Raw genomic sequence first — 26,083 nt, 5'->3', positions numbered from 1 at the left:
CCCGACGTTTCGTCTCGCTGCGCTCGCTCAACGAGCCGCGCGCTTTCGCAGCCGCGCCAGTTCGCAGCATCCGCTCCACTGATCGGTGGCGCAGATGCAGGGAACTGGCGCAGAGCGCGGCCTCAGCCGCCGGCGGCGGGGGGTGTGCGGCGGGAGTCCGCGAGCTCGTCGACGACCAGCGACCGCTCGTCGATGGTGCCGTTGCGGTAGGCCTGCCGGCCCACCATGTGCGCCGACAGCGGCGCGGTCGCGAACTGGATCATCACGACCGGCACCAGGAACGCCACGACCTGCCACGAACGCATCGACAGCGCGATCGCGAGGCAGATCAGCACGAGCCCGAGCACCTGCGGCTTGGTCGCGGCGTGCAGGCGGGTCGGCACGTCGCGGAACCGCAGCAGCCCGATCGCGGCGGTGAGGCACAGTAGCGCGCCCACGAGGATCAAGACGCCCACCGCGACGTCGATGACAGCATCCGGGTTCATCGCTCGGTGTCCTTCCTGGCCACGAAACGCGCGATCGAGATCGAGCCGAACACGCCGACCGCCGCGATGATCAGCAGCACCGGCAGCGTGCGCGTGTGGTGGTTGATCGCCATCTCGGCGCCGAGCACGCACATGACGAGCGTCAGCAGCACGTCCGAGGCGACCGCGCGGTCGAGGATCGACGGCCCGACCACGATCTTGATGACCGTGAGCAGCGCGGCCACCGAGAACACGACGTAGATCGCCGGCAGCAGGAAGCTCATCGTGCACCCCCGCCCTGCATCGCGGCCACCTGCGCGCGCGAGCCGACCGCCATCACGATGCGCCGCTCCCACTGCAGCACGCTGCGGCGCTGGCGCTCGACGTCGCGCTGATCGCGCACCCCGATGACGTGCAGGAACAGCACGCGACGGTCGCGGTCAGCGTCGACGATGAGCGAGCCGGGGATGAGGGATGCGGTGACCGCCACGTGGGTCATGATCAGGTCGTCGTCGGTCACGAGGGGCACCGCGATGATCGCCGTGCCCGGCTGGCGCCGCCAGTCGAGCACCTGCCAGGCGACCAGCATCGAGCCGTGCACGACCGACCCGAGGAACGACAGCACGAACAGGAGTCCGCGCCAGAGGTTGACCCGGCCGGACAGCTCCACCGGCGGCAGCCGGAAGATCCGGGTGACGAACAGGGCCACCACGATCCCGGTCAGAAGCGAGAGCCACGTGAACTGAGCCCACAGCAGCATCCACAGCGCGATGAGCCAGATGACGAACGGCAGCTGGCGCCACGCCTGGGTGGCGACGGTGCGGGGGGTGTGGCGGAAGTCGGGGGTCACTCTGCCGCCTCCTGATCCAGCTGCACCAGCGTCACCGGCTGCAGGATCGTGTCGCCGATCCGCGCGCACACGTCGTAGAGCGGCCCGGCGAAGACGGTGAGCGCGATGGTCAGCGTCACCATGCCGGCGGTCGCCGAGGTCATGATGCGCGGGATGACCCGGCGGTCCGACTCGTCGCCCGCCGCCGGCGCATCGCCCAGGTACGAGATGCGCGCCTCGGTCTCGGCCGAGTCGTCCTCCTCGCGCCAGAACGACAGGTTCCACGCGCGCATGAGGGCGTAGAGGGTGAGCAGCGAAGTGACGATGCCGCCGACGAGCATCACGATCATGATCGGGGTGCCGACCTCGGCCGCCGCGTCGAAGAGCGCGAACTTGCCGATGAAGCCGGAGAAGGGGGGCAGCCCGCCCAGGTTGATCGCGGGGATGAAGTAGAGCACGGCGATGATCGGGGCGGCGCGCATCAGGCCCTTCACCCGCAGGATCGAGGTCGAGCCCGCCCGTCGCTCGATGAGACCGACGGCGAGGAACAGGGTGGTCTGCACGACGATGTGGTGGACCATGTAGTAGATGGTCGCGCCGATCGCCTCGGGGGTGGCGACGGCGATTCCGAACACCATGTAGCCGACGTGGCTGACCAGGGTGAACGACAGGATGCGTTTCAGCTCCGCCTGCGCGACGGCGCCGAGCACGCCGACGATCATGGTGGCCAGGGCGATCACCATCAGCAGGATGTTGACGTCGCTGTCGCTGAACAGCTGCGTCTCCGTGCGGATCAGCGCGTACACGCCGACCTTCGTCAGCAAGCCCGCGAAGACCGCGGTCACCGGCGCAGGAGCGGTCGGGTACGAGTCGGGCAGCCAGAACGACAGCGGGAACACGGCCGCCTTGATGCTGAACGCGAGCAGCAGGAGCAGGTGCAGCACGAGCTGGATGTCCTGCGGCAGCTCGACCATGCGCTCCGCGATCTGCGCCATGTTCACCGTGCCGAGCGCGCCGTAGATCACCGCGATCGCGGCCAGGAACAGGATCGACGAGACGAGCGAGACGACGATGTAGACGACGCCGGTGCGGATGCGCGACTCGGTGCTGCCGAGCGTGATGAGCACGTACGACGCGACCAGCAGGATCTCGAAGCCGACGTAGAGGTTGAACAGGTCGCCCGCGATGAACGCGGTGAAGATGCCGGCGCCGAGGATGAGGTACGACGGGTGGAAGATCGACACCGGGGTCTCGTCGTCGCCGTCTGCCGCGCCCTGGCCGACCGAGAAGAGCAGCACCGCGAGCAGCACGACGCTCGAGACGACGACCAGCAGTGCCGAGAGCCGGTCGACGTAGAGCACGATGCCGAACGGCACCGGCCAGCCTCCGACCGAGACGGCGATCGGCGCGTCCGCGGCATCGACGGCGACGAGCAGGATGCTGGCGATCACCGTCACGAGCGTCAGCGTCGTGACCGAGACCACCACCTGCGTGCGCCGGTGCCGCCCGGCGATCAGCGCGATGGCGGCGCCGAGCAGGGGCAGGGTGACCAGAAGCGGGACGAGCGAGTTCATGCGTCCTCACCCCCGCGCGGCCGGTCGGCCTCGTCGACGGGCGCGTCGTCGCGGACACCCGGGACGTCGCGACTGCTCAGCACGGTGATGGGGGCGGTGTCGACCCCCACGAAGTCACTCGTCGCGTCGTCGTCCTCGTCCTCGATGCCGGTCTCGTCGTCCATGGACTCCTCGGCCTGGGTCGCCCGCGCGCGCACGGCGGCGTCGGCCTCGTCGTCCTCGACGGTGTCGGCCTGGCCGAGCTGCCACGAGCGGTAGATCAGGGCGAGCAGGAACGCCGACACGGCGAACGTGATGACGATGGCGGTGAGTGTCAGCGCCTGCGGCAGCGGGTCGCTCATGTCGGCGGGGTCGGCTGAGCCGAAGAAGGGGGCCACGCCCGGCGCGCCCATCACGATCAGCAGCAGCAGGTTCGCCGCGTTGCCGAGGAGCAGGAAGCCGATCAGCACCCGGGTGAGGCTGCGCTCGAGCATCGCGTAGACGCCGCACGCGAACAGCACGGCCATGATGACGATGAGGATGGCGGATGCCTGCATCAGACGCCCACCCCCGCCCGGGGTCCGGTCTCGCGCAGCTCGTGCGCCTGACGGTCGACCTCGGCCCCGAGGCTGCGCAGCACGTCGAGCACGAGGCCGATCACGACGAGGTACACGCCGATGTCGAAGAGGGTGGACGTGACGAACTCGACGTGGCCGATGACCGGGAGGTCCGCCTCGATGAAGACGCTCGTCAGCGGCGCCTGTCCGAAGAAGATGGGCACGACGGCGGTCGCCACGGCGAGCGCCATGCCCGCCCCCAGCAGCCGGCCGGCGTCGGTCGGCGCGGCGGCGCCGAGCTCGTAGGGGCCGCCCGCGACGTAGCGCATCACGAGCGCCATGCCCGCGACCAGTCCGCCCGCGAACCCGCCGCCCGGCAGGTTGTGGCCGGCGAACAGCAGATAGAGCGAGACGACGATGATGGTGTGGAAGAGGATCCGCACGACGACCTCGAGCATGATCGAGCGGTTCGCCGGATCGACGCGCTGACCGCCGACGAGCCAGGCCATCCGCCGGCTGCCGCCCTCACCGCGCGGCCGGATCCCGTCCGCAGTCTCGATGAGGGGCCGGCGGTCGCGCGGCAGCTCGCTCGGCAGCGCGTTCAATGTCGAGAGGGTGTCGGCGCGATGCGTCACGAACACGAGCGACGCGACTCCCGTCGCGGCGAGGATGAGCACGGACAGCTCGCCCATCGTGTCCCACCCGCGCAGGTCGACGAGGGCGACATTGACCACGTTCTTGCCGTGCCCGATCTCGTAGGCGAGGTCGGCGAACGAGCCCGAGATCGGCGCCGCCTCGCGCGCGGCGGTGGCCACGATCGCGACCATCGCCATGGTGAGCCCGACCGCCCCGGCGAGCACGGCACGGGCCACCGGCCACACCGACGCGTTGTGCTCGCCCATGCGGGCGGGGATGCGCCGCAGCACGAGCGCGAACGCAACCAGGGTGACGGTCTCGACGAGGATCTGCGTCAGCGCGAGGTCGGGCGCACCGCTGGTCGCGAAGAGGATGACCATGCCGAGGCCGGTGACCGACACCAGCACGACGCCGGTGTAGCGCTTGCGCGCCCGCACCGCGATGAGGCCGGCGACGATCATGATCGGCGCGACCACCAGCTGCATCGGCGTGTGGAAGGCGGCGAGATCGGCCCGCCAGTCCGAGCCGGCGAGCAGGGCGGTGCCCTCCGCAGCGACGAACACCACGAAGATCGTGCCCACGTAGACCGGCAGCGAGCCGCGCTGGGTGAAGCTCGTCGTGATGACCGACAGTCGCGCGATGCCGCGCAGTGCCGCGTTGTACACGTCGGCGGCCGTGAACGGCAGGAGGCGGCGGCTCCAGGTCGCCTTCGCGGTGAGGCCGAACAGAGCCGCGCCGATGACAAGGGTGGCGATCGAGATCCACAGTGCGGGTTCGAAGCCGTGCCAGAGGGCGAGGTGCGAGACATGCTCCGGTGCGGCCACGCCCGCGCTGGCCGCAGGTGCCGTGTCGGCGTAGGTGGCCAGTGCGGCGTCGAGCGGTGCGGTCGCGAAGCCGGCGATCACGCCGAGTGAGGAGAGCAGCACCGGGGAGACGAAGAACGAGAACGGCGGGTCGGGCCAGGCGGTCGGCGGAAGGGCTGCGCCGGCAGCATCCTTCTTCGTCCAGAACGCGCCCCAGACGAAGCGGATGCCGTATGCCGCTGTCAGCATCGACCCGAGCGTGACCGCGATCACCGCGACGATCGCCCAAGCGGCACCGCCGGACGCCTCGTGGAGGAGGGCGGTCAGCGCCCCCTCCTTCGCCACGAATCCGAGCGTCGGGATGACCCCGGCCATCGAGGCGACCGCGAGCGCCGAGAACACGGCGAGGGTCGGCGCCTGCCGGCCCACGCCGCTGAGCTCTCCGATGTCACGGGTGGAGAGCTGACGGTCGATGATGCCGACGACGAGGAACAGCGCCGACTTGAAGAGGGCGTGGCTGATGAGCAGGGCGATGCCGGCGAGGGCGGCATCGCGGGTGCCGTAGCCGAGCACCACGGTGAGCAGACCCAGCTGGCTGACGGTGCCGAACGCCAGGATGCGCTTGAGGTCGGTCTCGCGCAGTGCCTGCACCCCGCCGAGCAGCATCGTGAATGCGCCGAGCCCGATCACGATCGGCCGCCACACCGGCGACTCGGCGTAGGCGGGTGCGAACAGGGCGATGAGGTAGATGCCCGCCTTGACCATGGCGGCCGCGTGCAGGTACGCGCTCACCGGAGTGGGCGCGGCCATCGCGCCGGGCAGCCAGAAGTGGAACGGGAAGATCGCGGACTTGCTGAGCGCGCCGACGAGGATCAGCACCAGGGCCGCGTCGACGACGGCGCCGGTCGGCGTCTCGGCGAGGATCGTCGACAGGCTCGAGGTGCCGGCCTGCACCACGAGCAGCACCACGCCGATGAGCATGACCAGGCCGCCGAGCGTCGTGACCTGCAGGGCCTGCAGAGCGGCGCGGCGACTCGCGGCACGGCGGTTGTAGTAGCCGATGAGCAGGTACGACAGGACGCTCGTGAGCTCCCAGAACATCACCAGCACGACGATGTCGTCGGTGAGCACCAGCCCGTACATCGCGCCGGCGAAGGCGAGCAGCACCGCCGAGAACTGGCCGAGGCCCTCGTCCTTCCCGCGGAAGTACGAGCGGCAGTAGATCATCACCAGCGCGCCGACGCCCGTGACGATCAGCGCCATCACCCAGGCGAGCGTGTCCATCCGCATCGACAGCTGGATGCCGAGCGGGCGGATCCAGTCGTACGCCTCGAACGGGATGCTGCCGCTCAGCACGGCCGGGGTGAGCCAGGCGGTGTGCACGAACGCCGCGATCGGGACGAGGGCCGCGACGTAGAACGCGCGCGCGCCTATCCGGCGGACCAGCGACGGGAGCGCGACCGGAACGACCGCGAACACGCCGAGCAGGATGAGCATGCGCGGCCTCCTCGGGGGTCGCGGCCAAAGGCACAGGCGTTCGGGGTGTCCGTCCAGTCTACGGGGAGCCCGGCCCGGGTCGGCCCTGGATCAGCCCGCGGCCCCCGCCCGCGCGGTGGTATTCCCCGCGCGGAATGCGCACGTCAGCAGCAGTGACGCCGGCTCGCCGCCGTCGAGCATCGCGGCGACTGCGCGTCCGGCGGCACGTCCCTTCTCGACGGCCGGCTGCACCAGCGTGGTCAGCTCGTACGGGGCCAGTCCGTCGACGACGATCCCGTCGAACCCGGTGACGCTGACATCCTCGGGCACCCGCAGCCCGGCCTCCTCCGCGGCCCGGATCACTCCGGCGGCGAGCAGGTCGCTCTGGGCGAGCACGGCGGTGGGATGCGGGCCCGCCGCGGCGAAGACAGCCCGCCCTGCCGCGACGCCCTCGTCGATGGAGCTGGCCGCTGCGGCGTACGCGGGCGCCTGCGGGTACACGTCGCGGGCACCATCGAGGCGGTCTCGGGTGACGTCGATGTCGATGTCGTCGGCTCCGGTGATCCACCCAGGCGCCCAGCCCGCGCGCAGCGGCAGCGTGACCAGCGCCACTCGCTCGTGGCCGAGCTCACGCAGGTGCGCGGCGGCGCGGCTCTGGGCCGCGCGGTTGTCGAGGTCGATCCGCGGGATCCCCTCGCCAGCATCCCCCTCGATCACGACGACCGGGATGCCGCGGGCGCGGACCACGTCGAGCGATTCGCGCAGCATCCCGCTGCATCCGACGAGCACTGCCGCATCGAGCGGCGCGGTGGTGAGGGTGGGCGCGCCGTCGGTGTCATCGCGGTCGCGCAGGAGCAGCAGGCCGGCGCCGAGCGGCGCGACGCCGTCGGTCAGCCCGTCCATCATGAGGATCTTCACCGGATCCTGGAACGTGCGGCCCAGGTGCTCCTCGAACACCACCCCGACGATGCCCGACCGGCCGCGGCGCAGTGACGCCGCCCGCGGGTCGGGGCCGGTGTAGCCGAGTTCCGCGGCGGCCGCGAGCACGCGGCTGCGTGTCTCGTCCGACACGGGTGTCTTGCCGCTGAAGACGACCGAGGCGGTCGACGGCGACACGCCCGCGGTGCGGGCGACGTCGCTGATGGTGGCGCGGCGCGTGCTCATGATCCTCCGATCGTAGACTGCCCCGCGCTTCCGCGTGTTCTCGGGCATCGAATCGATTCGGTAGGCTGTCGGCGTGGATACCGTCCTGACCCGCTCCCAGCTCGTGCGCTGGCGCACCGCCATCTTCACGATCTTCGCCGTCGTCGGTCTCGGCTTCGCCTCATGGGCGTCGCGTCTCCCGGCGGTGAAGAAGGAGCTCGGCACCGACGACTTCGGCATCGGCGTGCTGCTGTTCATCTCGGGCGCCGCGGCGATCGTCGGGCTCACGCTCGCGAACATCATCGTCGTGCGGTGGGGCGCCCGGCGGGGCATGATCGCCACGCTGCTGTCGTTCGGCGGCGGTGTGATCGTCATCGGGTTCGGCGTCGAGATCACCCACTCGTACGCGCTGACGGCGGTCGGCCTGGCCTTCCTGGGTCTCGGCATGAGCGCCACCGACGTGATGATGAACGTCGAGGCCGCTGCGGTGGAGCAGTCGTTCGGCCGCACCCTCATGCCCCTGTTCCACGCGTTCTTCAGTATCGGCACCGTGGTCGGTGCCGGTGTGGGCATCGCGATGTCGGCCTGGAACGTCGGCGTCGCCGCGCACCTCTGGGCTGCGGCGGCGCTCGTCCTCGGTGCGGGGCTGCTGTCGATCGCGTGGGTGCCGACCCGCGAGAGCGTGGGCGACGAGGCCCCCGATGCCTCACGGCGCGACCGGTTCAAGGCCGCCCTCGCCGTCTGGCGCGACCCGCGCACCTGGGCGATCGGCGCGATCATGCTCGGCATGGCCTTCGCCGAGGGCAGCGCGAACGACTGGCTCACGATCGCCGTGGTCGACGGCCACGGCGAGACCGAGGCGATGGGGGCCGTGGCCCTCACCGTGTTCTCGGTCGCGATGACCGTCTTCCGCATCCTGGGCGGACCGCTGGTCGACCGGATCGGCCGGGTGTGGACGCTGCGCATCCTCTCGGTCGCCGCGGGCGTGGGCCTGATCATGTTCATCCTCGCGCCGTCGCTCCCGATCGCGTTCGTCGGCGTCGCCCTGTGGGGTGCCGGCGCGTCACTCGGGTTCCCACTGGGCATGTCGGCCGCCGCCGACGACCCGGCGAAGGCCGCAGCATCCGTCTCCGCCGCGGCGACGATCGGCTACGTCGCCTTCCTGTGCGGACCGCCGGTGCTCGGCTGGATCAGCCAGCAGATCGGCATCCTGTCGACGCTGTGGATCATCGTCGCGCTCATCGCGATGTCGGGCCTCGCGTCCGGAGCGGCCAAGCCCATCGCCGGCTCGAAGGTCGGCGCGGGCCACCACCACTAAACTCATCCAGTGCGCCTCGTCATCGCCCGCTGCTCCGTCGATTACACGGGCCGCCTCAACGCCCATCTGCCCCTGGCCACGCGCCTGCTGGTGCACAAGGGCGACGGGTCGCTGCTCGTGCACTCGGACGGCGGGTCGTACAAGCCGCTGAACTGGATGAGCCCGCCGTGCACCCTGACGGTGGAGAGCCCGGATGCCGACTCCGCTGCGGCCGGCGTGCTCGAGCACTGGCGGGTCACGCACGCCAAGACCGGCGACGCCCTGCTCGTGCGCATCTACGAGGTGCTGCATGATTCGTCGCACGAGCTGGGCATCGACCCCGGTCTGCAGAAGGACGGCGTCGAAGCAGACCTGCAGCGGCTGCTCGCCGAGCAGGTCGGCCTGATCGGCGAAGGACTGTCGCTCGTGCGGCGCGAGTTCCCCACGGCGATCGGGCCGGTGGACCTGCTCCTGCGCGACCCGGCCGGCGGCACGATCGCCGTCGAGGTCAAGCGCCGCGGCGACATCGACGGGGTGGAGCAGCTCACCCGCTACCTCGAGCTCCTCGGCCGCGACCCGCACCTCGCACCGGTCACCGGCGTCTTCGCCGCGCAGGAGATCAAGCCGCAGGCGAAGGTGCTCGCCGCGGATCGCGGCATCCGCTGCGTGACCCTCGACTACGAGGACATGAAGGGCACCGAGTCCGGCGCCCCCCGCCTCTTCTGACCCGCCCCAATAGGCTGTCCCCATGGCGACGAGATCTCCCTGGACCTGCGTGCTGTGGGATGTCGACGGCACGCTCGTGGACGCGTCCGAGGGGATCCTGCGCCGGCTGACGATCGCCCTGGAGCACTTCGGGCGGCGGCCGCCGACTCGCGCCGAGCTGGTGCACTGGATCGGGCCGCCGATGTTCGAGTCGTTCCAGGCGAACGTGGGCATGACGCCCGATCAGGCCACGGAGGCCGTCGCGTTCTACCGCACGCTCGGCAAGGCCGACGGGTACACCACCGGCGCCCGGCTGTTCGAGGGCGTAGCCGAGCTCGTCGCCGACCTGGACGCGGCCGGAGTGCCGCAGGCGACGGCGAGCTCGAAGCCCGAAGTGCAGGTGCGCGTCCTGATGGACCACTTCGACCTCGCGCCGCACCTCGCCGTCATCGTCGGCGCGACTCCCGATGAGCGCACCCTGAGCGCGAAATCCGACATCATCGCCGAGGCGCTGCGGCAGCTGGCGGCCCGTGGGGTCGACGTCAGCCGCCCCGTGCTCGTGGGCGATCGCCATCACGACGTCGACGGCGGCGCCGTGCACGGCGTGCCGGTGATCTTCGTGCGCTGGGGTTTCAGCTGGCCGCACGAGGCGGATGGCGCCCAGGCCGCCGTGGAGACCGTCGACGAGCTGCGCGCCCTCCTGCTGCGAGAGGATGCGGATGGCTGAAGCCTGGCCGGTCGTTCTGGCGTGGGTGGTGCCCGCGCTGGTGGTGTTCGCGTCCGCTGCGGTCGCGATCACCCTGATCGTGTGGGGCATCCGCCAGGCGCGGCGCGGGCGGAAGGCGCGGGGGCGGGCCGAGGCCGCGCGGACCGAAGCCGGGGCCGCGCTGGTGCGGCTCGACGACGCGGTGGAGGAGCTCGACATCGAGGTGGGCCTGTCCGGCGCACTGCACGACGGGACGGCGCCGCCGGCGCTCCGGCGCGCGCGCCTCACCGCACAGCACGTGCGCGATGACGGCTTCGAGCGGTTCCGGGCGATCTCCGAGGAGGGGGTCCACCCCGCCCAGGTGCGCGACGGCGCGCGCCACATCCAGGCCAAAGCCATCGAGGCGCTCGCGGCTGTGACCCGCGCCCAGGCCGAGCACGGCACCTGGGTGCGCGCGCACATCACGGCGGGCGAGCAGGTCGCCGCCGCACGCCGGCGACTGGCCGCGGCGCGCGAATCGCTGGGCGACCCCGCGGCGCTCGTGGCCGAGCTCTCGCAGCGGTTCGCCGACGACGAGTGGCGCGGCGCGGCACGCGCAGCGCACGGTGCGGTCACCGCGGCCGCGAGCGCTCAGGAGCATCTCGACCGCGCAGCGGAGCTCGCCGCCGATCCCGCCGCCAACGCGCTGCCCGAGCTCGCGGCCGGAGAGCGCGCGCTCCGCCAGGTCGAGGCCGAGGCCCGGGCGCTCGAGGAGAGCCACCGCCTCGTGCTGCAGGCCGCGCAGGCGCTGCCGGACGAGTTCTCCGCCGCCCGTGCCGCGCACGCGCAGGCCACCGCCCTGCTGCCGGGGCTCGCCCCCGCAGCCGCCGAGCGGCTCACCGCCGAGCTGCGCGGGGTGGATGCGCGCCTGGCCGAACTGGAACCCGATGCCGAGCGCCGGCCGACCAGGACGGTCGACGCCATCGCCCGGTTGCGCGGCTCCCTCGATCTCGCGGTCGGCGACGCGCGCACCGCCCAGCAGCGGCTGCGCGGCGCGCGCACGGCACTGCCCGGCACCCTCGCGGCCGCGCGCCACACCATCGCCGAGGCCGAAGCATCCGTCTCCGACGGTGGTGCCGACGCCGACGCCCGCGCCCGCCTCGCCTCCGCGCAGCGCGAGCTCGCCGCCGCCCGTCAGGGGCAGGACCCGGTCGCCGCACTCGATGCCGCACGACGGGCGATCCGCGATGCCGAGGACGCCAAGGCCCTCGGCGACTACGCGCGGCTTGCGGGCCCATGACCTTCGCTCGGCGGATACCGGCCACCCTCGGCTTCGTCGCGGTCGTGCTCGCCGTCGGGGTGATCTGGCAGGGACTGTGGTCGCCCTTCGTCGACACCGACACGTTCGACGTCGTCGCCTACGGGCTGCCCGCTTTCCTCGAGGGACGCTGGTGGACCCCGATCACGGGCACGTTCTTCGTCGACCACCCGTGGGTGTACGTCTTCTCGATCTCGGGGTTCGCCGGCATGGCGTACCTCGAGTGGCGTCGCGGATCACTCGTCGCCCTCGCCTATTACTGGGTCGGGCAGCTGTTCGCGATCTTCGCGAGTGCGCTGTTCCTCTGGCTGGCGACCCTGCTGCCGTGGGTGTGGCCGTGGGCGCACACCGAGGCCGCCGCGCTCGACGTCGGCGTCTCGGGCGGCACGATGGCGTGCATCGCCGCCGCGATCGGCCTGTTCGTGCAGCCGTGGCGCGTGCGAGCGTGGCTCGTGCTTCTCGGCTTCGTCTTCGTGGCGCTCCTGTTCTGGGGCGCGCTGGCCGACCTCGTGCACGCCATGGCCGTCGTCCTGGTGCTGTTCGTCGACCGCTCGCTGCGCGTCCAGCGCACCACCGTGCGCGAGCAGCGGGCGATCGCCTACTTCGCCCTGCTCCTGCTGCTCGCGATCGACATCATCACCTCGGTGGTGCCCACCGACGGCATGGTCGGGCCGACCGAGGCGTTCGACGGACCCTACATCGATGTCGTGATCGAGCTGATCGCCGTCGTCCTGATCGCCCGCGGTCTCCGCCGCGGCCGCCGCTGGGCCTGGGGCTGGACGATCGCCCTCGCCGCGGCGAACGTCGTCGTCGGCGCCCTGCTGCTCGGGCTCCTCATCGCCCTCGGCGAAGACCTCGAGACGGCGATCGGCGAGGTCAGCGCGACCATCGCGACGGCGGCGCTGTGGATGCTGCTGCTGGTGTACCTGGTCGTCGTGCGCCGCGCCTTCCGGGCACGGAGGAAGTCGACGCTCGGCCTCCCGCCGTCGCCGACGATCGCCGACGCCCAGGCCGAGCTCCGCGCCACGGGAGGCGGGACGCTCTCCTGGATGACGACGTGGGATGAGATGCAGTACGCGCGCACCACGGTCGGCATCGTGGCGTACCAGCGCAGGGTGGGCGTGGCGCTGGCCCTCGCGGATCCGCTCGGGCCGGCAGCATCCCGATCCCGCTCGGTGGGCGAGTTCATCGACAGAGCCGAGCGCGCAGGGCTGATCCCCTGCTTCTTCAGCGCCGGTGAAGCGACGCGCGCCGCTGTGCCGTCCGGGTGGCGGAGCCTGATCGTCGCGGACGACACGATCGTCGACCTGCCAGGGCTCGCGTTCACGGGCAAACGGTGGAACGCGGTCCGCACCTCCATGAACCGCGCGGGCCGCGAGGAGATGACGTTCCGGATGACGCGGTTCGCCGAGGAGCCGTGGGGCGTGCAGCAGCAGCTGCGGGCGATCTCGGAGATGTGGGTGGGCGACAAGGGGCTGCCCGAGATGGGCTTCACGCTCGGCACGCTCGATCAGGCCGCCGACCCGGAGGTCCGCGTCGCGCTGGCGATCTCCCCGCGCGGCGACGTCGACGGGTTCCTGTCGTGGCTGCCGATCTACGGCGAGGCCGGCGAGGTCCGCGGCTGGACGCTCGATCTGATGCGCCGGCGCGATGGGGGCTTCGGTCCGGTGATGGAGTACCTGATCGGGTCGTCGGCGCGGCACTTCTCCGAGGAGGGAGCCGCGATCCTCTCCCTGTCGGGCGCACCCCTCACCCACGACTACCCGCCGGATGCGGGAGCGATCGCCGCCCTGTCGACCCGACTCGCCGATGCGCTCGAGCCGGTGTACGGGTTCTCGTCGCTGCACCGCTTCAAGTCGAAGTTCCACCCGCGCTACGAGACGATGTACCTGCTCTACCGCGACGAGAGCGACCTTGCTCGCATCGGCGCGGCCCTCACGAGGGCGTTCCTGCCGGACGCGACGCTGCGTCAGTTCGCCGGGGCGGGAGTGGGGATGCTGCGCCCCGCCCACGACTGACAGCGCCCCTACGAAGCACGGGCGCTGCAGATGCTCGCCTCACCCGAGGGTGAGGCGAGCATCACGCGTTACAGCGGGCGAATGTTCTCTGCCTGCAGGCCCTTGGGGCCCTGCGCGATCTCGAACTCAACGCGCTGGTTCTCTTCGAGCGAGCGGTAGCCGCTCGACTCGATGGCGGTGTAGTGCGCGAAGACGTCAGCGCCGCCCTCGTCGGGAGCGATGAAGCCGAAGCCCTTCTCCGCGTTGAACCACTTGACCGTGCCCTGGGTGCTCATTCCGTGCCGTTCTTTGATGTGCTCGTCCCGACTGCGACGAGTCGAGATCCACGCTAACGGGCGGCGCCTGGGTCGCGCACGTCGAGTTGGGGATGTGACAGAAACGTTGCAGAGCCATCGAACGCCCGGGCTGAGCGATGCTCGAAGCCCGGGCGTCGACGGATCCCCCCGGATACGCCACGCTAAGCGTGACAGGAAAACGATACTGATATATCGGACACAGGGCGAGACCACACCCGGAGTTATCCACAGGTGAACCTGGGAATCCGCCTGGCGGGTGCCGTTTACACTGATTTCGACATGACGACGAAGCTTGCTCCCCTCGACCCCCAGGGCACGGTTCTCGGCGACGAAGTGTACGAACGGCTGGCCGCAGCGATCCTCGACGGGACACTCCCCGCCGGCGAGCGCCTGCGCGATCAGGATCTGGCCGCGATGCTCGGCGTCTCGCGCACGCCGGTGCGCGAGGCCCTCCAGCGCCTCGTGCGCGCGGGGCTGGTCGAGGTCGCACCCCATCGCTACACGCGCGTGCGCGAGCGCAGCCCCAAGCGCCGCGCCGACACCCACGACTTCATCGTCCTGTTCATGGGCAACGTCGTGCGGCTGTCGGTCGAACGCGCGAGCGACGACGAGATCGCCGAGCTCCTCGCGCGCGCCGACGACATCGTCGACGCGTCACGCGCGAGCGACGTGGACCGGCTGCTGCTCGCCAGCGGCGCATTCCTGGATGCGGCGACCGCCGCCACCGACAACGAGGCCTTCAAGCGGGTGCTGGCCGAGGCCCAGGTGGCCATCCGGCACAACCTGGACGGCTGGCATCCCTTCATCGAGTGCCCGATCGAACGCACCGCGGCGTACGAGGAGCTACGTGAGGCGATCGCCGCGCGGGATGGCGCCGCGGCCGAGGCCCGCATCCGCGCGGTGCACGGGTTCAGTTGACCGCTGCCGCTCGGTAGCGTGTGGTCGTGGGCCACATCGAACTGCGCGATCTCGACGAAGACGACCTCGACGCGGTCTTCGAGATGATGCGCGACCCCGATGCGGTCGCGATGGCGGCCTTCACCGCCGACGACCCGGACGACCGGGCGGCCTTCGACGCCTGGATCGAGGGCGAGCGCTCGAGTGCAGGCGTCTGGCTGCAGGTCGTGACCGAGAACGGCGGCTTCGCCGGCACCGCCGCGAGCTTCACCGTCGACGGCGACCGCGAGGTGACCGTGTGGATCGCCCGCAACGCGTGGCGCCGCGGAGTCGCGACCGCCGCGCTGCGGCTTCTCGTCGCGCACGAGCCGGAGCGCCCGCTCTACGCCAGGGTGGCCGCGCCCAACGCGGCGGCGATCGCGGTGCTTGAACGGGAGGGCTTCACCGAGGTCTCGCGGGGCCCGGAGTTCGCACCCGGCCTCGGGCGCGACGTCGACGAGCTCGTGTTCGCTCTCATGCCCGCCCTCGACGGGCACTGACGCGCCCTTCCTGTCCTCGCGGCCGCCGTTGACGCCCTCCGACGCCGTGCGACAAGCTGGGCCGCATGGCTCCCCGCGTCTCCCGGATCGTCACCGCCGCCGTCGTCTTCACGGTCGTGGGGCTCGCCGCGGTCGGGATCGCGGCGTCGCAGGCCTTCCAAGAAGGTGTCCGTGCCGACGCGGCCGGCGACGCCGGCGTGATGCCCGCATCTGTGTTCGTGCTGGGGGTCGCGGGAGTTCTCCTCCTGGGCATCGCATGGTTCCGATTCATCGCGCTCATCACGGTGCTGCGCGGCGACGAGTAGCGAAGGAGACGCCATGGGCGAGACGAGCGAACCGGATCTGATCTCCGCGGCCGAGTTCCACCGGGCGCCGGGCGTCGCGGACTGGCGGGTGACGGCCACGGGCCCGCAGTCCGTCTTCACCGCGAGTTCGCTCACCGAGGCGGCGGCTCTCATCGCCCCGATCGTCGCCGCGGCTGAACAGTTCGGCGTTCTGCCCGACGTCGACGTGCGACCCGAGGGGATCGTGGTGCGGGTGCCGTACCGCAACCCTGAGGGCATCCCCGCGGCCGCACCGGCCTTCGCGGCCGCGGTGTCTCAGGCCGCCGCAGAGCTACAGCTGGTCGCCGATCCCTCGCGCCCGCAGTCGATCGGCATCTACGTCGCCCAGCACTCGCAGGCCGACGCACGACCGTTCTTCACCGCCGCATTGGGATACGAGCCGTTCGGCGACACGGATGCTGTCGACCCGCTGCGCTGCGGACCGCAACTGGCCTTCAACCCGATCACCGGCGACATCCCGGCGCGCGGGCGCACGCACTTCGACGTGTTCGTCCCCGCGGATCAGGCGAAGGCGCGGGTGGATGCCGCACTCGCCGCCGGCGGCAGGCTCGTCGACGATTCGTACGCCCCCGCGTGGTGGTCGCTGGCGTCACCCGACAATCACGGCGTCGACATCGCGTCCTGGACCGACACCTACGACTGACGGTTGCGGGCTTGACCGGCCTCGCGGCGCGGGTCCGTTCAGCTTGGTCAGCGGATGGCGCCGCTCGGTTGCGTGCTGGCCCCGCGGGCTCAGGTGTCGGTGCGGGATGCGTCGACCGCTGACGCCCACACCCACGTCCGGTGCCGTGTGCCGGCGATTTCGAAGGTGATGCCGACTGCTCGCGGGGTCCATTGAACGGCACGCGCGCGGACCTGGATGGGTGTTCTTCCGAAGCGCACCCAGACCAGTACCTCACGCGGATCTGGATCTACCGTCTTGGGAAGCTGGTCGAGCTGGAGTTCCTGCAACGTGAGGGAATCCAGCGGGCCGGAGGCAGCGACTCGTTCGACGATCCGTTGGTCCATTCGCGCGTCTACCTGCGTGGCGTATCGGCGGTTCGTGCCCACCTCGCCCGATCCTCATCTCGGCGCCGACAGCTGCCCACCTGTCCCGTCGTGGCCGATCACTCGTATGCGGCCACGAGCGCCCATCGGCCTTCGATCCCCTCAACGTCGACGACGGCTGTTCGAGCGTCTCGCTCGCTGCGAACCGTGAACCGCCAGGCCTGCCAGAGCCCGCCGTCCTCACGCGTGGGTTCATCGATCACTCGCCACCGGTCACCTCGCCAGAACATCCGCACGGGTCGGCCACCACCGCACCAGACTTGAATATCCTCACGAATTGAGACGAGCATCACGCAACCTCCATTAGAACGAGTATTCGATACTAAGACGATTGGTGGTCTAGTTGTAAGTACCAACGTGGGGCCCGACGCAGCTCGCGGCTTGTCATCGCGCAAGAGGCGCCGAAGCGAGTGTCGCTTATGGCTCCTCCACCGGGCTGATGATCGCGCGGGGCTTGTGGGCGAGGTCGCGCTCGGCGCTGGTTGGCGGTCGAGTTCCCGCGCTCCGCTCACCGCGACGCCTGCGGCCGCTACCCGGTTGGCGATGCGCTCGTGGAGGCGAAGTGGTTGCTAGTGCGAGCGCCCGGTCAGCGACCCCAATACGGTCGGTGGTTGTCTCCGGAACTGTTACCCGCTTTCGCGACCAGGCAATGGCGCACCGGCCAAGAAGGCCTCGTACTCCGCGCGGACGTCCTCCTCGATGATGGGCTTCTGGTGGCGGTAACGGCCATCAGACCGGTCGCGCTTCGGTCCCGATATCCAATAGCCCTCGTCGGACTCGACATCGTAGAAGTTGGCATCGAAGTTCGCGTTCGCGGTGCCGGTCACGCGTCGAAGCGTGCGCCCGTGAAAGTAAGCCGTGCGCCAGGATTTCGTGAATCTCACCCGGCTAATCCACGATGGCCCCGCATCAGTGTCGTACCCAGTCTTGAGGTGGACGAACATGATCCTGTCGGGCATGCGGCAATCGTAGAGAGGGAGGTCGACCCGGCGACAGAGCGCCGTAAACCCGCCGGCAATCGCGAACCCCAGGTGGACGAAGGCGAGCGGCGGTCAAGGACGTCTGTTGACTCGATCATCCCCGGATCTGAGAGCACGACGCGGTCGGGGTCCAAACACTCATCACTGAAGGACCGAGACCGTCCAGTCCATACGCTGAGGAACGCTCGACTCGTTGCCGTTCATCGGCTCACTCACTCCGCCCTCGGCGCGTGCCGCGCCATAACGCGCGCCACCGCCCACCCCATGGTGATGGCCAGCGCGGTTCACCGCGTGCCTCGTCAGTGAGCCCGTCCATGGGGAGTGTCGCACCGTTCGATTCGAGCCACGCGGCTACGCGACACACGAGCAGTCTGACGTCGTTCAGCATCCCGGGATCGGTCGCCGCTCGCGCGGAGAGCTCCCGCGCCAGGGTTGGGGTCCACACCGCGCCAGCGAGCGCGCCCATGTCGTTCCAGCCGCGTGCCTGTCGGTGTGTCAGGGACTGCACAACGATCGCCCGACACCGGGTCGACTGCTCATTAGAGAGCGACGCCCTCGAGAGGCGGTGAAGCACCCGCTCAGCCAGGTAGCCGGAGCCGTGGCAGCGGGGCGCGGACTCCAGGTAGACGATGCCCTGCTCGACGGCGCTCGGCCCGCCGCGCAGGATTCTCGCCGGCAGGTCGGTGAGGGGCTCATGGAATGCGCGATACGCGTCTCGCCATTCGTCAAGCGTCGCCAGGTAGGCGTCCGACTTCTGCCCGCGACGGCCAAGGTGCCCTTCGCGGATGAGGCGATTCTGCTCACGGCTGGCCGCCTGGAGTCGGTCGGCTCGTTCGAGAAGCGCGGGGTCAATGGGCACCAGCGAACAATACTCGCCGGTCGCGCCACACCCCCAGCCTGTGACTCACGGGTCTCACTCGAACGCTGAGCGACCGCCACTCGCACGACTTACCCACCCGTCCGTTATCGATTGCACACCTCGGATTCGCCGAACTGCGCCAAGGGTCGAGGGTGTCAGCGGGCAGTAACTTCGACGGTCACTTCGCGCGTGAGCCCTTCCGCCACGACGCGCACCACTCCATCGCCCAGGGTGGCGTCTGCAGGGATTGTGATGTCCTGCCTGAACGTGCCGTCTGTCAGTGCGGCCGTTTCCAGCTTTGTCTCAGTCCCCGACTCGACCCACACGAGCGACACTTCGTCCCAAGGTTCCTCAGCGGGGTCGTTCGGCGTGTCATTGCACCGCCCCCAAAGGGACCCCTCGATCGTGACCGTGTCGCCGGCATTGGCTTCCGTCGGGGTGGCGGTGAGCCTGGGTTCTCCCTCTGACGTTCGTGCTCACAGAGTTTCCTGGCGTGCACTTGCGAGCCGGTGTGCTGCACGACTTCCACTTCCCGACCTGTGGCTGCGACGCCTGCGACGACGACGTCTTTCACAGACAGGATCCGAAGAAGCGCCGGTTCCCTCCAGGGGAGGAGACGGTGACGCGCATCCGCTGAAGGTGAGGAGGCCGAAGAGTGCTGTACCCGCCGCAAAGCATCACTTCAGCTGTGCGACTCACACCCCGCGACGCACTTTCCGCGATCCGCGGCCACGTCCAGGTCGCGCTCAACGACGATGTCGAATGTGCGGCTCGCCCAACCGATGAGCGCTTCGGCGACGGTGTGGAGCGGCGCGAACCGCTCCAAATTGCTCGTGCGCGAGTACGCATCTTGCGACGGCGACTCCTCACCCCACCGGTGCCCATAGTCGATCGGCTCGCCCCCTTCATCGCGGTAGACCGTATCCGGGATTGCTGGCCGCGCGTATTGAGTCACAACCGCAAAGGTATGCGACTAGCTCGCGCCCTCACGCGGACCAGCTTGCGCTGATCGATCGGTGGTGTCTGTCGCCTGTCAGCCGTACTCTCTGCGATATGGCGCATCACGGCCCCTCGGAACCCCTGCCGGCGACTATTTATCACTACACAAGTGGTCTGGCTCTGGTTCAGATTCTTGAGACCCGAAAGATATGGGCAACCCACGCTAGATATCTCAACGATCGCCAGGAGTTCGCTTTCGGTCGTGCGGCGGTGTCCAATGCCCTGTTGGCTGCCGCCGACCGAGTCGCGGTACGACCACCGTCCGATGATCTCGACGATTCGCCACGACAGGTTGCAGAGTATCTTCGCGGGCTCGCGGTGACCGACGGCCTCGCCGCACCCTTCGTGGCCTGCTTTTGCACGGAGCCAGACCTTCTCAGTCAGTGGCGGTCGTACGGTGCGAGCGGATACAGCATCGGGTTTGACGCGGGAGTGCTCGCCGACATCCCCGCCCCACAGCGGCAAGTCCTCCTTGGCGACGGCTACTGGGATGAATTGCCCGGGGTAGGGAATCACCCGCCGCCTGTCTTGATGCCCGTCCGCTACGGAGAGGAGGGTATTCAGAGGGTGGCGGCCGAGGTTGAGGAGGTCTACGGCGCGTTGCCAGCCGTGCCACATGCATCCAATTCGACGGAGGTGCCACTTTTCGCGCAGAGTTCGCTCGCCGCGGTGAAGCATGGGGCATTCGAGGAGGAACAGGAGTGGCGACTCGTCTTGCAATCCCAGCACATGCGCGCCGAGTACCGCACTGATCGCCGCTCGACCCTCGTGCCGTACTACTCGCTTTCGTTCCCGCGCGAAGCAGTGCGGGAGATTTGGATAGGACCGGACATGCACGAGGGCGCTGAGGCCTCGTTAAAGCGGTTTCTCGCAGATCATTTCCACAATCAGAACATCGACGTCCGATTGTCCGACGCGCCATACCGCCAGTAGCGGGCAGCCCCGCGCGGAGCCACGGTCCAGCGGGCGCGGGACAGCCTGTTCGAGTCCCATTGCCCACTTCATGGGGCTGAATGGGTTACAGTGCCATACTCTTGCCCAGTCTTTTCAACGGAATCGGGTGCAGTGCGAAAGCAGGGAACTCGCAGACAACGCCGCTTGCGTCTCATTCTCATAGCCGTCGTTGCTACGTGCGTGGTGATCTTTGTTGGAGTGATCGCGCTCGACATCTACACCGACAGGTCCAACGCATACGTCGGCCTGATTCCGATCTTGTCCGTCCTGCCGGCATCGGTGGTTGTGCAGAGACTTCAACCGAAATACGACTATCTCGACCCTGAGCTACGCGCGCGCGACGGCGAGACGGCTACCGCGAGCGGTGCGGCTGCTCCCGGGGTGCCTCGCTGGCTGATGATCGCGATAATCGGGCTGGGCGGCGTGCTTCTGCTCGTCCTCGTTGGCCTAAGCACACTTCTCGCGCTAGCGGAATGGGTCTAGCTAACCCCGCGCCGCCAGGGTAACGAACAGGCCCGGCGGACGTCCGCAATGAGGCCGTTGCAGTAGCCAACCACGGGTGACTCATCGCCGCGAGGGCGAGCGCTCTCACGCCTAGTGCACGCTGACCGCGCGGCCCTCGTCCATCGCCCGTTTACGGACCGGCGCGCGGGCGGCGACTCGGGTACGAGGCGATTGGTCGCTCCCTAGTTACGCTCCGGGGGTGGAGATCGACGACCTGGACCGCCGCAGGAGGTTCAAACGAGCGCGGGCAGCAACGGCCGTTCTGACCGTCGCGTCACTTTCGGTGTTCCTCTCGAGTTGCGCTCTGGATGCCCTCATCTGGGGCTTTGACGGCGCCGAAGTGATCAAGACGACAAGTCAATTCGCCCGCGCCGCTGCAGCCGGCGACGCTTCAGCCTTCATCTGTGCGGGTCAGGACCCGCCCCTGGGAGAACCACGGGACTGGGAAGGGGTCACGCCCGAAGAACCCGAGCAGTTCGTTTCCGAGTACTGGCCCGATCAAGTTCCACGTGACCCCGACTGGAGCATCAACGTCTACGTTCCGGTGGAACGTCAAACCGAAGGAGCCGTGACCCCGGGCGACGTCTTCTACCAGGAGACAGACAACGGGCTATGCGTGGTCGACGTGGTCTGGGTAACGGTCATCGAAGGGCAGTGATGATGTATCGCGCGCTTACCGACCGGCGAGCGTGCGGGGTCGAGCGTGTCAGACTCGTGACCTGCTGCGCGAACTCCACCGCCTGATAATGCGCTCGCGCTCAGCAACGGAAGCGCCCCAAGGGCGATGAGACCTCTCTGTCATAGGTGTCGACGCTCGTGACTCCGTCGAACCAGAGGACATCGTCCTCGGCCTCCAGATCGTCGACGACGCCGATCAGACTGGCTTCGAACTCGTCGCCGTCGTCCCACCGTTCCTTCCACCAGATCACAAGCTCCTCACTCGTATCGATGGAGGTCACGAGGTGTTCTGTGCTGAATCCCACGTTGGGTTGAAAGAGGACGATCTCCTTCGAGGAGTGCCCAGGCTCCGCCTTCGCGGACCAGACAGTGGTCAGGTCGTCGAACCCGAGGTCCGCGTCTTCATCACCGGCGTACTTGATCAACACCTCGGTGATCTCGTAGTGACACTGTGCGGGAACGGTGAGCATGTTGTCGCCGCCATCGACGGCGACGTACGCCGATGTCACCGCGCTGCACCCGGCTAGGAGGACGACAGAGAGTCCCAGAACGGCCACCTTCGCTGATCTCATTGGCGTCGGCCGCATCCGCGCCTTCAGCCCCATCGTTGCAATTCCGGTGCTGGTCGGCATCCCGTGTCAAGGTCGCGCTGGATCATGACGTCACGCTATCGGCGCAGACGCGAGGCGCTACGTAACGATTCGAGCATGGCGATCGCGCGACTGAAGGTGCCGCAAACGGGCGACCAGGTACGGACAGTGTCGGCTATCCGCAACTACGAAGTGGCGCGCTACATTCAGCCCATGCATAGAGACGCGCCCGAGGCTCCACGCCTCGGTGAGTGGTGGATCACCACGCGCCTGCGGGAGAAGCCAGGCGTCAAGAGGTTCTGGGTGCTCGTCATCGTTGGAGTCGTCTCCGCCGCGAGCCTTGTAGTGGTGTTCGCCCTCTCCTCGGGGTTCCCTCGTTCACTGTGGGGCTTACTCATCTTCACGGTCATGGCTCCGATCACATGTCTGGGAACGGCCGTCGCGGGGTATGGCGCGAGTGGCGCGTGGTGGAGCCTTCGGCGCACGCCGATCCGGGAGCTCCCGGCCGGTGCCGTTCTCTCCGTTCTCGTCGGCACGATCCTCGGTGCGGCGGTCATTGTCAGCGGGTGGTTCCTGGTACTCACTCCCACCGTGTGGGGGTGGTGGGAGTGGATCTTTCATGTTGGGTCGCCGCTGCTCGGGGCTGCATACATGCTGAAGTCGGCGGAGTCACCGTTGCCCATGCGGCCCGCGCTCTGAGACCGAATGCGGAGCTTCGGGCCGGAATCTCTTCCTTGCATGGCTGGCGAGCCGCCTCCAGCTACGCGCCACGTGAGACGTGACTGAGTGCGCGGCGCACTTTCAGCGAAAGGTAGCGAACAGCGGGCCGAGTTGGCCATCGTGATTCCACGCGTTGACGCGGAACGCGGCCGCGGTCAGAATCGCCTCACTATGGCCGCGAGGCGTATGGATGGGGTGGCAGTCGCTGTAGCGACACCTGGAACTACGGCGTTCTCATGCCGAGTGGGTACGACGATCATCTGACGAATGGGGTGCGGTTCTGATGAAGGGCGGGTACCTTGCGAATGCTGTGTATCGATTGAGCGGATCGATCGCGCTTGCGGCGGTCCTCGGGGGGCTCGTGGCGGGGTGCGCGGTCGTAGAGCGTGATCAACCACTCCAGCCGACGCCCATGGGCATCGACCAGGCGATTGAGGACGGCTTCGAGGACTGGGCTACCAAATACCCCGAGATTGATGGGGCCTACGCGAAGAGCGGCAAGCTGATCATCACCGTTGGAACCCGCGACGACCGGCTTGAGGGAATCAGGAAGTATGTAAGCGGGGAGTCCGGCTTGCCGGAGGTATTCGTCGATGTTCGATACTTCGACGGTGACCTCGAGACGCAGTAGCGCCGTGCAGATGCGGCCTCAATGGTCCGCCAGACCGCTACGGCATCACTCCGTCTGGGGGCAGGAAATGCGTTGGGGAACATGTCCAGACGCCCCCGAGAAGGATCGCCCACGCCTGGTGCGATCGGCACGCGCAGGAGTCCGGAGCGTCCACCAGAACATCTTGTAGGCGGCACCCGCACGGTACGGATATCGATGTGCCGGTGGGTGCGTCCGCATCGCCCCCCGCAGCGGATCCCCGGTTAAGTCGCGGCCCGAACAAGGACCGGGGGCTAGGGAATCTGACCGCGGTTATGGGCGTTGTGTCTCGTTGTGAATCCCGCGCCCGTCGACGTCGTCGTGATCGGTGCGGGTCAGGCCGGACTGTCGGCTGCCTACCACCTCGTGCGACGTGGGTTTGTGTCGAGTGAACGCGCGACCGCAGCAGATCAGACCTACGTCGTGCTCGACGCCAACGGCGGTCCTGGAGGAGCGTGGCAGCACCGATGGGCCTCGCTGAAGATGGCCACAGTCAACGGCATCCACGAGCTGCCCGGGTTCGCGGTGCCGCCAGCCGATGCACAAGCGGCGAGCCGTGACGCGCTGCCGCCGTACTTCGCCGCATACGAGAGGAAGTTCGGCCTCGACGTGCGGCGCCCGGTGCGTGTCGCTGCCGTCCGCCGGCACGGCGACGACCGACTTGTCGTCGAAACCGATGCCGGCGTGTGGGCAGCGCGGTACGTCATCAACGCAACGGGCACCTGGACCCGACCGTTCTGGCCGCACTATCCCGGCCAGAGTCGCTTCCACGGGCGCCAACTGCATGTCGCGGATTTCGTCTCGGCCGAGCAGTTCGCCGGCAAGCGGGTGGTCATCGTCGGCGCCGGCGTATCGGCGGTTCAGTTGCTCGACGAGATCTCGCATGTCGCCGAAACGTTCTGGGTGACGCGACGCGAGCCGGACTGGTCGGACAAGGCGTTCGACATTCCTGCCCGGGTTGCCGCGATCGCGGGCGTCGAGGATCGTGTGCGTCGCGGGCTCCCGCCCGGAAGCGTCATCTCCGTCACCGGAATGCACTGGACGCCGTGGGCCCGCGCAGCGCAGGCCCGCGGCGTGCTTGTGCGGCATCCGATGTTCACATCGATTGAGGAGAACGGCGTGCGGATGCCGGACGGGTCACTCGTCCAGGCGGACGTCATCCTGTGGGCGACCGGGTTCCGTCCAGCGCTGGACCATCTGGCGCCCCTGCATCTGCGCACACCGGAAGGCGGAATCCGGGTGGCGAACACGCGTGCGACCGACGAACCGCGGCTCTTCCTCATCGGATACGGGCCCTCGCAGTCCACCATCGGCGCGAACCGTGCCGGTCGTGAAGCCGTGCGTGCAATCGTCGCCGATCGGGAGCCCCTCGCGGCCTGAGGCCAAACGGAGCCCACCGCCCGAGCGCTGAGGGACGGTGTAGTCAACCCGCTGCGACTGTGTGACCGTACCAATCACTTCGGACGTGTCCTGGCAGTCAGCCCGTCGCGCTGAACGACCCCAATTCGGGCGGTGGTTGTCTCCGGAACTGTTACCCGCTTTCGCGACCAGGCACGGGCGCACCGGCCAAGAAGGCCTCGTACTCCACGCGGACGTCCGGAATCGGGAACTATGTAAGCGGGGAGTCCGGCCTGCCGGAGGCATCCGTCGATGTTCGATACTTCGACGGAGACCTCGAGACGCAGTAGCGCCGCGCAGATGCGGCCTCCCCGATCGCGTGGAATGTCTGCAGCTGCGAGATTGCTTCAACAGGTGTGAACAACGACGTGAGCACTGCCCTGCACCGAAGTCAGCTCATTGACTTGACGACGACCGGTCGCCGCAGCGGGCTACCGCGCCGCATTGAGATCTTCCTGCACGAGGAGGACGGCGTGCTGTTCATCACCGGGATGCCGCGTCGAGACCGCACAAGGGACTGGATACACAACATCACCGCAGACCCCAACGTCATCGTGCATTTGAAGAAGGGCATCGAGGCCGACGTTCCCGCCACGGCGCGGGTGGTCACCGATCCCCACGAAGCACGGCCACTCATCGAGGCCGCCGCACGCCGATGGCGCAGAGACGATGTCGACGACATGATCGCGCACAGCCCGCTCATCGTACTGACCGCGGGTACCGCGCCCGTCGCCTGACGGCACCCCCGGTCACGGGCCGTGGTTCCCGGCGCGAGTGCGCACTGGCGATGACGGCCTGTTCACTCGGCGCAGACACACAGACACGCCCAGACAAAGAGGAAGCCCCGACCGTTACCACGCGGCCGGGGCGAGACGAATGAGAGTTCGCCTATCCCCTGTAGCGTACCGCGCACATCTGGGAATCCCCTCGACGCCGGTGAGGTCTGGCCAGACACAACCGCACTCGTTCATCCACCGTCATTCGGCCAGGTAGCCGGTGCGCGGGTCGACCTCAGACAGGAAAGCACGAATCGCGGAGCGGACCTCATCATCCGTGAGCGCTCCGGCACCCGGTCCTCCCACCGAGAACCCGTAGCTCGCGTTCGGGCCGCTGACCCAAGTGTGGTGAATCGAGGAGTGGGCACG

At 68.8% G+C, this 26,083-nt stretch carries 30 protein-coding genes; 17 read left to right on the top strand and 13 right to left on the bottom strand.

Annotated features, from left to right (window positions below; all coding sequences use genetic code 11):
• Nucleotides 1-122 precede the first annotated feature (122 nt).
• From mnhG to Microterr_RS00260, 7 genes are all read right to left on the bottom strand, one after another.
• Complete coding sequence (gene mnhG / locus Microterr_RS00290; protein WP_263796811.1) at nt 123-485, bottom strand: monovalent cation/H(+) antiporter subunit G; 363 nt, start codon at nt 483-485, stop codon at nt 123-125.
• Nucleotides 482-748 (bottom strand): MrpF/PhaF family protein, encoded by a 267-nt coding sequence (locus Microterr_RS00285; protein WP_263796812.1) that lies wholly within the window; start codon nt 746-748, stop codon nt 482-484. Before Microterr_RS00285 ends, mnhG begins: the two co-directional genes overlap by 4 nt.
• On the bottom strand, nt 745-1,314 hold the full coding sequence (locus Microterr_RS00280) for a Na+/H+ antiporter subunit E (protein WP_263796813.1): 570 nt from the start codon (nt 1,312-1,314) through the stop codon (nt 745-747). Before Microterr_RS00280 ends, Microterr_RS00285 begins: the two co-directional genes overlap by 4 nt.
• On the bottom strand, nt 1,311-2,867 hold the full coding sequence (locus Microterr_RS00275; RefSeq protein ID WP_263796815.1) for a Na+/H+ antiporter subunit D: 1,557 nt from the start codon (nt 2,865-2,867) through the stop codon (nt 1,311-1,313). Before Microterr_RS00275 ends, Microterr_RS00280 begins: the two co-directional genes overlap by 4 nt.
• Nucleotides 2,864-3,403 carry a Na(+)/H(+) antiporter subunit C gene (locus Microterr_RS00270; RefSeq protein WP_263796816.1) on the bottom strand — a complete coding sequence of 180 codons (540 nt, stop codon included), beginning with the start codon at nt 3,401-3,403 and terminating at the stop codon, nt 2,864-2,866. Before Microterr_RS00270 ends, Microterr_RS00275 begins: the two co-directional genes overlap by 4 nt.
• Nucleotides 3,403-6,339, bottom strand: a complete 2,937-nt coding sequence (locus Microterr_RS00265) for a Na+/H+ antiporter subunit A (protein WP_263796817.1) — start codon at nt 6,337-6,339, stop codon at nt 3,403-3,405. The genes Microterr_RS00270 and Microterr_RS00265 overlap by 1 nt, the downstream gene beginning before the upstream one ends.
• Nucleotides 6,340-6,429: 90 nt before the next feature.
• Nucleotides 6,430-7,482 (bottom strand): LacI family DNA-binding transcriptional regulator, encoded by a 1,053-nt coding sequence (locus Microterr_RS00260; protein ID WP_263796818.1) that lies wholly within the window; start codon nt 7,480-7,482, stop codon nt 6,430-6,432.
• A 73-nt stretch (nt 7,483-7,555) separates the two neighbouring features.
• Here Microterr_RS00260 and Microterr_RS00255 point away from each other — a divergent pair, with 73 nt between their 5' ends.
• The 5 genes from Microterr_RS00255 to Microterr_RS00235 are packed head-to-tail and all read left to right on the top strand — an operon-like array spanning nt 7,556 to nt 13,484.
• Entirely contained in the window at nt 7,556-8,779 is a 1,224-nt protein-coding gene (locus tag Microterr_RS00255) for an MFS transporter (RefSeq protein WP_263796820.1), read from the top strand.
• Between the two features lie 9 nt (nt 8,780-8,788).
• A complete protein-coding gene (nucS, locus tag Microterr_RS00250) occupies nt 8,789-9,484 on the top strand; it encodes an endonuclease NucS (protein ID WP_263796821.1) in 696 nt (231 codons plus the stop codon).
• Nucleotides 9,485-9,506: 22 nt separating this feature from the next.
• On the top strand, nt 9,507-10,190 hold the full coding sequence (locus Microterr_RS00245) for an HAD hydrolase-like protein (RefSeq protein WP_263796822.1): 684 nt from the start codon (nt 9,507-9,509) through the stop codon (nt 10,188-10,190).
• The gene (locus Microterr_RS00240; RefSeq protein ID WP_263796823.1) at nt 10,183-11,448 is read left to right on the top strand and encodes a hypothetical protein; all 1,266 of its coding nucleotides are present in this window, start codon (nt 10,183-10,185) and stop codon (nt 11,446-11,448) included. The genes Microterr_RS00245 and Microterr_RS00240 overlap by 8 nt, the downstream gene beginning before the upstream one ends.
• Nucleotides 11,445-13,484 (top strand): bifunctional lysylphosphatidylglycerol flippase/synthetase MprF, encoded by a 2,040-nt coding sequence (locus Microterr_RS00235; RefSeq protein WP_263796824.1) that lies wholly within the window; start codon nt 11,445-11,447, stop codon nt 13,482-13,484. The genes Microterr_RS00240 and Microterr_RS00235 overlap by 4 nt, the downstream gene beginning before the upstream one ends.
• A 68-nt stretch (nt 13,485-13,552) precedes the next feature.
• Here Microterr_RS00235 and Microterr_RS00230 read toward each other — a convergent pair whose 3' ends face one another.
• Entirely contained in the window at nt 13,553-13,759 is a 207-nt protein-coding gene (locus tag Microterr_RS00230; RefSeq protein WP_263796825.1) for a cold-shock protein, read from the bottom strand.
• 300 nt (nt 13,760-14,059) lie between these two features.
• Between Microterr_RS00230 and Microterr_RS00225 the strand changes: the two genes are divergently transcribed.
• The 4 genes from Microterr_RS00225 (at nt 14,060) to Microterr_RS00210 (ending at nt 16,203) form a co-directional block, all read left to right on the top strand.
• Entirely contained in the window at nt 14,060-14,698 is a 639-nt protein-coding gene (locus tag Microterr_RS00225; RefSeq protein WP_263796827.1) for a GntR family transcriptional regulator, read from the top strand.
• 26 nt (nt 14,699-14,724) lie between these two features.
• On the top strand, nt 14,725-15,216 hold the full coding sequence (locus Microterr_RS00220) for a GNAT family N-acetyltransferase (protein WP_263796828.1): 492 nt from the start codon (nt 14,725-14,727) through the stop codon (nt 15,214-15,216).
• Nucleotides 15,217-15,281: 65 nt separating this feature from the next.
• The gene (locus Microterr_RS00215) at nt 15,282-15,521 is read left to right on the top strand and encodes a hypothetical protein (protein ID WP_263796829.1); all 240 of its coding nucleotides are present in this window, start codon (nt 15,282-15,284) and stop codon (nt 15,519-15,521) included.
• Nucleotides 15,522-15,534: 13 nt separating this feature from the next.
• Nucleotides 15,535-16,203: a VOC family protein gene (locus tag Microterr_RS00210; protein ID WP_263796830.1), complete on the top strand. Its 669-nt coding sequence runs from the start codon at nt 15,535-15,537 to the stop codon at nt 16,201-16,203.
• A gap of 89 nt (nt 16,204-16,292) precedes the next feature.
• Here Microterr_RS00210 and Microterr_RS00205 read toward each other — a convergent pair whose 3' ends face one another.
• The 3 genes from Microterr_RS00205 to Microterr_RS00195 all read right to left on the bottom strand — a co-directional run bounded on the left by Microterr_RS00205 (nt 16,293) and on the right by Microterr_RS00195 (nt 18,446).
• Entirely contained in the window at nt 16,293-16,610 is a 318-nt protein-coding gene (locus tag Microterr_RS00205) for a hypothetical protein (RefSeq protein ID WP_263796831.1), read from the bottom strand.
• 623 nt (nt 16,611-17,233) lie between these two features.
• Nucleotides 17,234-17,566: a hypothetical protein gene (locus Microterr_RS00200; RefSeq protein WP_263796833.1), complete on the bottom strand. Its 333-nt coding sequence runs from the start codon at nt 17,564-17,566 to the stop codon at nt 17,234-17,236.
• A 229-nt stretch (nt 17,567-17,795) separates the two neighbouring features.
• The gene (locus tag Microterr_RS00195) at nt 17,796-18,446 is read right to left on the bottom strand and encodes a hypothetical protein (protein ID WP_263796835.1); all 651 of its coding nucleotides are present in this window, start codon (nt 18,444-18,446) and stop codon (nt 17,796-17,798) included.
• A gap of 463 nt (nt 18,447-18,909) precedes the next feature.
• Here Microterr_RS00195 and Microterr_RS15505 point away from each other — a divergent pair, with 463 nt between their 5' ends.
• A complete protein-coding gene (locus Microterr_RS15505; RefSeq protein WP_404810209.1) occupies nt 18,910-19,083 on the top strand; it encodes a DUF6226 family protein in 174 nt (57 codons plus the stop codon).
• A 45-nt stretch (nt 19,084-19,128) separates the two neighbouring features.
• On the opposite strand, the gene Microterr_RS00190 is transcribed toward Microterr_RS15505, so the two are convergent.
• Nucleotides 19,129-19,401 (bottom strand): DUF6226 family protein, encoded by a 273-nt coding sequence (locus tag Microterr_RS00190; protein ID WP_263796838.1) that lies wholly within the window; start codon nt 19,399-19,401, stop codon nt 19,129-19,131.
• Between the two features lie 98 nt (nt 19,402-19,499).
• Here Microterr_RS00190 and Microterr_RS00185 point away from each other — a divergent pair, with 98 nt between their 5' ends.
• The 3 genes from Microterr_RS00185 (at nt 19,500) to Microterr_RS00175 (ending at nt 21,561) form a co-directional block, all read left to right on the top strand.
• A complete protein-coding gene (locus Microterr_RS00185) occupies nt 19,500-20,378 on the top strand; it encodes a DUF2971 domain-containing protein (RefSeq protein ID WP_263796839.1) in 879 nt (292 codons plus the stop codon).
• Between the two features lie 219 nt (nt 20,379-20,597).
• Nucleotides 20,598-20,882: a hypothetical protein gene (locus Microterr_RS00180; protein ID WP_263796840.1), complete on the top strand. Its 285-nt coding sequence runs from the start codon at nt 20,598-20,600 to the stop codon at nt 20,880-20,882.
• 220 nt (nt 20,883-21,102) lie between these two features.
• Complete coding sequence (locus Microterr_RS00175) at nt 21,103-21,561, top strand: hypothetical protein (protein WP_263796841.1); 459 nt, start codon at nt 21,103-21,105, stop codon at nt 21,559-21,561.
• 100 nt (nt 21,562-21,661) lie between these two features.
• Here the strand turns inward: Microterr_RS00175 and Microterr_RS00170 are convergent, their stop codons facing one another.
• Nucleotides 21,662-22,213 carry a hypothetical protein gene (locus tag Microterr_RS00170; protein ID WP_263796843.1) on the bottom strand — a complete coding sequence of 184 codons (552 nt, stop codon included), beginning with the start codon at nt 22,211-22,213 and terminating at the stop codon, nt 21,662-21,664.
• 75 nt (nt 22,214-22,288) lie between these two features.
• Between Microterr_RS00170 and Microterr_RS00165 the strand changes: the two genes are divergently transcribed.
• The 4 genes from Microterr_RS00165 (at nt 22,289) to Microterr_RS00150 (ending at nt 25,675) form a co-directional block, all read left to right on the top strand.
• Nucleotides 22,289-22,870, top strand: coding sequence for a hypothetical protein (locus Microterr_RS00165; RefSeq protein ID WP_263796844.1), 582 nt, complete (start codon nt 22,289-22,291; stop codon nt 22,868-22,870).
• Nucleotides 22,871-23,303: 433 nt separating this feature from the next.
• Nucleotides 23,304-23,522, top strand: a complete 219-nt coding sequence (locus Microterr_RS00160; RefSeq protein ID WP_263796846.1) for a hypothetical protein — start codon at nt 23,304-23,306, stop codon at nt 23,520-23,522.
• Between the two features lie 312 nt (nt 23,523-23,834).
• A complete protein-coding gene (locus Microterr_RS00155) occupies nt 23,835-24,920 on the top strand; it encodes an NAD(P)/FAD-dependent oxidoreductase (protein ID WP_263796847.1) in 1,086 nt (361 codons plus the stop codon).
• A gap of 386 nt (nt 24,921-25,306) precedes the next feature.
• Nucleotides 25,307-25,675 carry a nitroreductase family deazaflavin-dependent oxidoreductase gene (locus Microterr_RS00150; protein ID WP_263796848.1) on the top strand — a complete coding sequence of 123 codons (369 nt, stop codon included), beginning with the start codon at nt 25,307-25,309 and terminating at the stop codon, nt 25,673-25,675.
• Nucleotides 25,676-26,083 lie beyond the last annotated feature (408 nt).

The sequence above is a fragment of the Microbacterium terricola genome, assembly GCF_027943945.1.
GTDB lineage: Bacteria > Actinomycetota > Actinomycetes > Actinomycetales > Microbacteriaceae > Microbacterium > Microbacterium terricola.
Note: the sequence above shows the minus strand (reverse complement) of the source record. Positions and strands in the feature narration are given on the sequence as shown.